The organism is Serratia sp. (in: enterobacteria) (assembly GCF_046715635.1).
Taxonomy (GTDB): domain Bacteria; phylum Pseudomonadota; class Gammaproteobacteria; order Enterobacterales; family Enterobacteriaceae; genus Chania.
In genome coordinates this window covers 1-5,278 of the sequence record NZ_JBKJYW010000365.1, presented here as the reverse complement: position 1 = coordinate 5,278, position 5,278 = coordinate 1, and the positions used below count along the sequence as shown (strand labels likewise).

Below are 5,278 nucleotides of genomic sequence, written 5' to 3'. Positions count from 1 at the left end.
CTGCCAGAAACCGCACAGATCTGTTCCTGCTTCGACGTCAGCAAGGGCGATATCATCAAAGCGGTGAATATGGGTTGCCATACCGTGGCGGCGATCAAGTCCGAGACCAAGGCCGGTACCGGCTGCGGCGGCTGTATCCCTCTGATCACTCAGGTGCTGAACGCTGAACTGAGCAAACAGGGTATCGAGGTTAACCATCACCTGTGCGAACACTTTGCCTATTCCCGCCAGGAGCTGTACCACCTGATCCGGGTTGAAGGCATCAAGTCCTTCGACGAGCTGTTGGCGAAATACGGCAAGGGTTACGGCTGCGAAGTGTGTAAACCGACCGTCGGTTCACTGCTGGCCTCCTGCTGGAACGAGTATGTGCTCAAGCCGCAGCACACGCCGCTGCAAGACACCAACGACAACTTCCTTGGCAACATCCAGAAAGACGGCACCTACTCGGTGATCCCACGTTCTGCCGGTGGTGAAATCACGCCGGAAGGTCTGATCGCCGTCGGCCAGATCGCCAAAGAATACAACCTGTACACCAAGATGACCGGCTCAATGCGTATCGGCATGTTCGGCGCGCAGAAAGACGATCTGCCCGCCATCTGGAGCAAACTGATCGCCGCCGGCTTCGAAACCGGCCACGCCTACGCCAAAGCGCTGCGGATGGCGAAAACCTGCGTCGGCAGCACCTGGTGCCGCTATGGCGTGGGTGACAGCGTTGGCTTCGGCGTACAGCTTGAACACCGCTACAAAGGCATCCGTACCCCGCACAAGATGAAGTTTGGCGTCTCCGGCTGCACCCGCGAATGTGCCGAGGCGCAGGGGAAAGACGTCGGTATTATTGCCACCGAGAACGGTTGGAACCTGTACGTCTGCGGCAACGGCGGGATGAAACCGCGCCATGCCGACCTGCTGGCAGCCGATCTCGACAACGAAACGCTGATGCGTTACCTCGACCGTTTCATGATGTTCTACATCCGCACCGGCGATAAATTGCAGCGTACCTCCGTCTGGCTGGAAAGCCTGGAAGGCGGCATCGATTATCTGCGCAAGGTGATTATCGACGACAAGCTGGGCATCAACGCTCAGTTGGAAACCGAAATTGCTCGCCTGCGTGAAGCAGTGATCTGCGAATGGAAAGCAACGGTCGAAAATCCTCAATCGCAGGTGCGTTTCGCTCACTTTATTAACAACAGCCAGCGCGATCCTAACGTTCAGGTCGTGGCTGAGCGCGAGCAACATCGCCCAGCACGCCCGGATGAACGCATTCCCGTCACCTTGTTGGAAACCGAGGAGAACAACGCATGAGCCAGTGGATCACCGTTTGCCCCATCTCCGATATTCTGCCCGCGACCGGCGTGTGTGCGCTGATCGGCACCCAGCAGGTGGCGATATTCCGCCCTTATGCCGACGAACGGCTGTTTGCCATCAGCAATATCGACCCGTTTGCCCAGGCCAGCGTGCTTTCTCGAGGCCTGATTGCCGAGCATCAGGGTGAACTATGGGTCGCCAGCCCACTGAAAAAACAGCATTTCCGCCTGCACGACGGTTTCTGTCTGGAAGATGAGAGCCGCTCCGTGGCCAGCTTCGCCAGCCGGGTAGTCGACGGCCTGGTTCAGGTGGCAGCTAAGTAATTCGCCTCCCCTCACTCCCCCCCTCTCCCACAGGGAGAGGGAGCTGCCCAGAGCACGTAGTTAGCCCATGCAGCTGCGGAAAGTAGGGAGTAAGAACAACCAAGGCAAGGTAAAACGCTAAGCAATCAACTAGCTCGTTCGGTCCCCTCTCCCTGTGGGAGAGGGTTAGGGTGAGGGCGTTTCTTTTTGCCTAACTGACCGGTATTACCCTTATTACAAACACACTTTTTATTATTTATTTGCAGGGAAATCCATGTTCACCGACACCATCAACAAATGTGCTGCCAACGCGGCACGCATCGTCAAACTGGCCAAAGAGAGCCCGCTCGGCTTTTGGATCAGTTCCGCTATGGCCGGGGCCTATGTCGGTCTTGGTATCATCCTGATCTTTACCCTCGGCAACCTGGTGGATCCGTCCATCCGTCCGTTGGTGATGGGGGCCACCTTCGGTATCGCACTGACGCTGGTGATCATCGCCGGTTCAGAGCTGTTCACCGGCCACACCATGTTTCTGATGTTGGGCGTCAAGGCCGGCACCATCAAGCACAGCCAGATGTGGGCCGTGCTGCCACAAACCTGGTTGGGTAATCTGCTCGGTTCGGTGCTGGTTGCGCTGATGTATTATTACGGCAGCGGTAGCCTGCTGCCGATCGATACCAGCCTGGTACATACCGTGGCGCTGGCCAAAACCACCGCCCCGGCAGAAGTGCTGTTCTTCAAAGGGGTACTGTGTAACTGGCTGGTTTGCCTGGCGATCTGGATGGCGTTGCGCGTTGAAGGCGCGGCCAAGTTCATCGCCATCTGGTGGTGTTTACTGGCGTTTATCGCTTCCGGTTACGAGCACTCGGTGGCTAACATGACGCTATTTGCCCTGTCCTGGTTCGGCCACCACAGCGAAGCCTATACCCTGAGCGGTATCGGTCATAACCTGCTGTGGGTGACTCTGGGCAATATGGTTTCCGGTGCGGTCTTTATGGGCCTCGGTTACTGGTATGCAACGCCACGTGCCCAGCGTCCACAGGCTGAGATTGCAACTGCTCGCCAAACCGCATAATGATTTTGGGGTGCACTTTTGCCCCCGTTTACCACTTCCCCGAGGATTGCCGATGGATTACTTACCCATTTTCTGCCAACTGCAACACAAAGCCTGCCTGCTGGTTGGCGGCGGGGAAGTCGCTGAACGTAAGGCTCGCCTGCTGCTGGAGGCCGGTGCGCAGCTAACCGTCAACGCGATCGAGTTCAGTGAGCAATTCCTGATCTGGGCCAAACAAGGCCAGCTGACGCTGGTAGAAGGTGAGTTTTCTGCCGACTTGCTGGCAGAAAAATGGTTAGTGATTGCTGCCACCGATCGGGTGGAAGTCAACGCCCTGGTCTATCAGTGCGCCAACCAACAGCAGGTGTTCTGCAACGTGGTGGACGACCCCAAACGCGCCAGCTTTATCATGCCTTCGATTATCGATCGTTCGCCGATTATGGTGGCCGTTTCTTCCGGGGGCAAAGCCCCGGTGCTAGCACGTCTGCTACGGGAAAAACTGGAAGCGATTCTGCCGCAGCATCTGGGTCAACTAGCTCGGTTGGCGGGTTCATTACGCCAGCGGGTGAAGCAGGAGTTTGACAGCATTGGCGCTCGTCGCCGCTTCTGGGAAAGGTTGTTTGTACACGACAGGCTGGCGCAATCTCTGGCCAACGGCGATACCCCACAGGCCAACCAGCAGGTTGAAAAACTGTTCACCGATCGGCCTGAAGAACAGGGTGAAGTGGTCCTGGTAGGCGCAGGCCCCGGTGATGCTGGTCTGCTGACGCTGAAGGGCCTGCAACAAATCCAACAGGCTGACGTGGTCGTTTACGATCGCCTGGTCTCTGAAGAAATTATGGCCTTGGTGCGCCGCGATGCCGAGCGCATCTTTGTGGGCAAGCGTGCCGGGTACCACTGCGTACCACAAGAACACATTAATCAGATCCTGGTTGAACAGGCCAGGCGAGGCCTGCGCGTCGTCAGGCTGAAAGGGGGCGATCCCTTCATCTTTGGCCGGGGTGGCGAAGAACTGGAAACGCTGGCCGAAGCGGACATTCCCTTCTCGGTAGTACCAGGGATCACTGCCGCTTCGGGTTGTTCGGCTTACAGCGGTATTCCCCTCACCCACCGCGATCACGCACAAAGCGTGCGTTTGGTGACGGGCCATGCCAAGGCCGACGGCGGATTGGACTGGGCACAGCTTGCCGCCGAGCAGCAGACGCTGGTGTTCTATATGGGATTAACCCAGGCGGCAGCAATCCAGCAGCAGTTGATCGCTCATGGTATGGCTGCCTCGATGCCCGTGGCGCTGGTCGAGAACGGCACCTCAACTCGCCAACGAGTGATCGAAGGCGAGCTGGCGCAACTGGGTGAGTTAGCCAAACAAGCTGAGAGCCCAAGCCTGATTATCGTTGGCAGCGTCGTCAGCCTGCGCAGCAAGCTGAACTGGTTTGCCAGCCAGGAAGCACCAGCCGAAGTGAGTAAAAGCGCGTAAAAAAAGCGGCCATTGGCCGCTTTTTCTGTGCATGCAGTATCCGTTACGGATGCGGTACAAAACCTACGGCTTCATACACCTTCGCCAAGGTTTCCTGCGCACGAGCACGGGCTTTCGCCGCACCATCACGCATCACCTGCTGTAACAAAGCCTCATCGTTGCGGAAACGGTGATAACGCTCTTGCAGCTCAACCAACATACCAGACACGGCCTCTGCTACGGCGCCCTTCAGGTGACCATACATCTGGCCCTCAAACTCGGCTTCCAACTGGGCAATGCTCTTGCCGGTCACACCGGAAAGGATATCCAGCAGGTTGGACACCCCCGCTTTATTGGCAACGTCATAACGAATGACCGGCGGATCTTGTGAATCGGTCATCGCACGTTTGATCTTCTTGGTCACCGCCTTCGGATCTTCCAGCAGACCGATCACGTTGTTACGGTTATCGTCCGACTTGGACATCTTCTTGGTCGGCTCTTGCAGCGACATCACGCGCGCGCCGGATTTCGGAATAAACGGCTCCGGCACTTTGAACACGTCGCCATACAGCGCGTTGAAGCGCTGACCAACGTCACGGCTCAGTTCCAGATGCTGCTTCTGGTCTTCACCAACCGGCACCTGATTGGTCTGGTACAGCAGGATGTCCGCCGCCATCAGTACCGGATAGCTGAACAGGCCGGCGTTGATGTTTTCCGCATAGCGCGTCGACTTGTCTTTGAACTGGGTCATGCGGCTCAGTTCACCGAAATAGGTGTAGCAGTTCAGCACCCAGCTCAGTTGCGTATGTTCCGGCACATGGGACTGTACGAAGATGGTGCTTTTCTCTGGATCGATACCACAGGCCAGGTACAGCGCCAGCGTATCCAGGGTGGCTTTACGCAGCTGTTGTGCATCCTGACGCACGGTGATGGCATGCAGATCGACGATGCAGTAGATGCAATCAAACTCGTCCTGCAGCTGCACCCACTGGCGCAGCGCCCCCATGTAGTTGCCGATAGTCAGTTCACCGGACGGCTGCGCGCCGCTGAAAACGATGGGCTTACTCATAGTTAAATTTCCCGATCTTCTAAAGATGACAGCCCAAGTGCGGGCAACAAATCGGCGAAGCGCTCCAACACGCGGTCGGGGTGGCTCAGGGC

General features: G+C 57.2%; 5 protein-coding genes and 1 pseudogene. 4 read left to right on the top strand and 2 right to left on the bottom strand.

All coding sequences use genetic code 11. From position 1 onward, the window contains the following. The 4 genes from nirB to cysG form a co-directional block, all read left to right on the top strand. The coding region (nirB, locus tag ACLQ7H_RS19175; RefSeq protein ID WP_411754038.1) for a nitrite reductase large subunit NirB at window positions 1-1,302 on the top strand (1,302 nt) is incomplete at its 5' end. After that, complete coding sequence (gene nirD / locus ACLQ7H_RS19170) at window positions 1,299-1,628, top strand: nitrite reductase small subunit NirD (RefSeq protein WP_411754037.1); 330 nt, start codon at window positions 1,299-1,301, stop codon at window positions 1,626-1,628. The genes nirB and nirD, both read left to right, overlap by 4 nt. Before the next feature lie 253 nt (window positions 1,629-1,881). Next, a complete protein-coding gene (gene nirC / locus ACLQ7H_RS19165) occupies window positions 1,882-2,682 on the top strand; it encodes a nitrite transporter NirC (protein WP_411754036.1) in 801 nt (266 codons plus the stop codon). Between the two features lie 52 nt (window positions 2,683-2,734). Beyond that, on the top strand, window positions 2,735-4,138 hold the full coding sequence (gene cysG / locus ACLQ7H_RS19160) for a siroheme synthase CysG (protein WP_411754035.1): 1,404 nt from the start codon (window positions 2,735-2,737) through the stop codon (window positions 4,136-4,138). Between the two features lie 43 nt (window positions 4,139-4,181). Here cysG and trpS read toward each other — a convergent pair whose 3' ends face one another. Together trpS and ACLQ7H_RS19150 are read right to left on the bottom strand one after the other, a co-directional pair. Next, window positions 4,182-5,186: a tryptophan--tRNA ligase gene (trpS, locus tag ACLQ7H_RS19155; protein ID WP_411754034.1), complete on the bottom strand. Its 1,005-nt coding sequence runs from the start codon at window positions 5,184-5,186 to the stop codon at window positions 4,182-4,184. A 2-nt stretch (window positions 5,187-5,188) separates the two neighbouring features. Next, window positions 5,189-5,278 (bottom strand): annotated as a pseudogene (locus ACLQ7H_RS19150) (phosphoglycolate phosphatase); the annotation flags it as partial.

What these genes read in the sequence shown, in the direction of transcription:
- nirD (WP_411754037.1), top strand. Translation starts at nt 1,299, where the DNA reads ATGAGCCAGTGGATCACCGTTTGCCCCATCTCCGATATTCTGCCCGCG.
- nirC (WP_411754036.1), top strand. Translation starts at nt 1,882, where the DNA reads ATGTTCACCGACACCATCAACAAATGTGCTGCCAACGCGGCACGCATC.
- cysG (WP_411754035.1), top strand. Translation starts at nt 2,735, where the DNA reads ATGGATTACTTACCCATTTTCTGCCAACTGCAACACAAAGCCTGCCTG.
- trpS (WP_411754034.1), bottom strand. Translation starts at nt 5,186, where the DNA reads ATGAGTAAGCCCATCGTTTTCAGCGGCGCGCAGCCGTCCGGTGAACTG.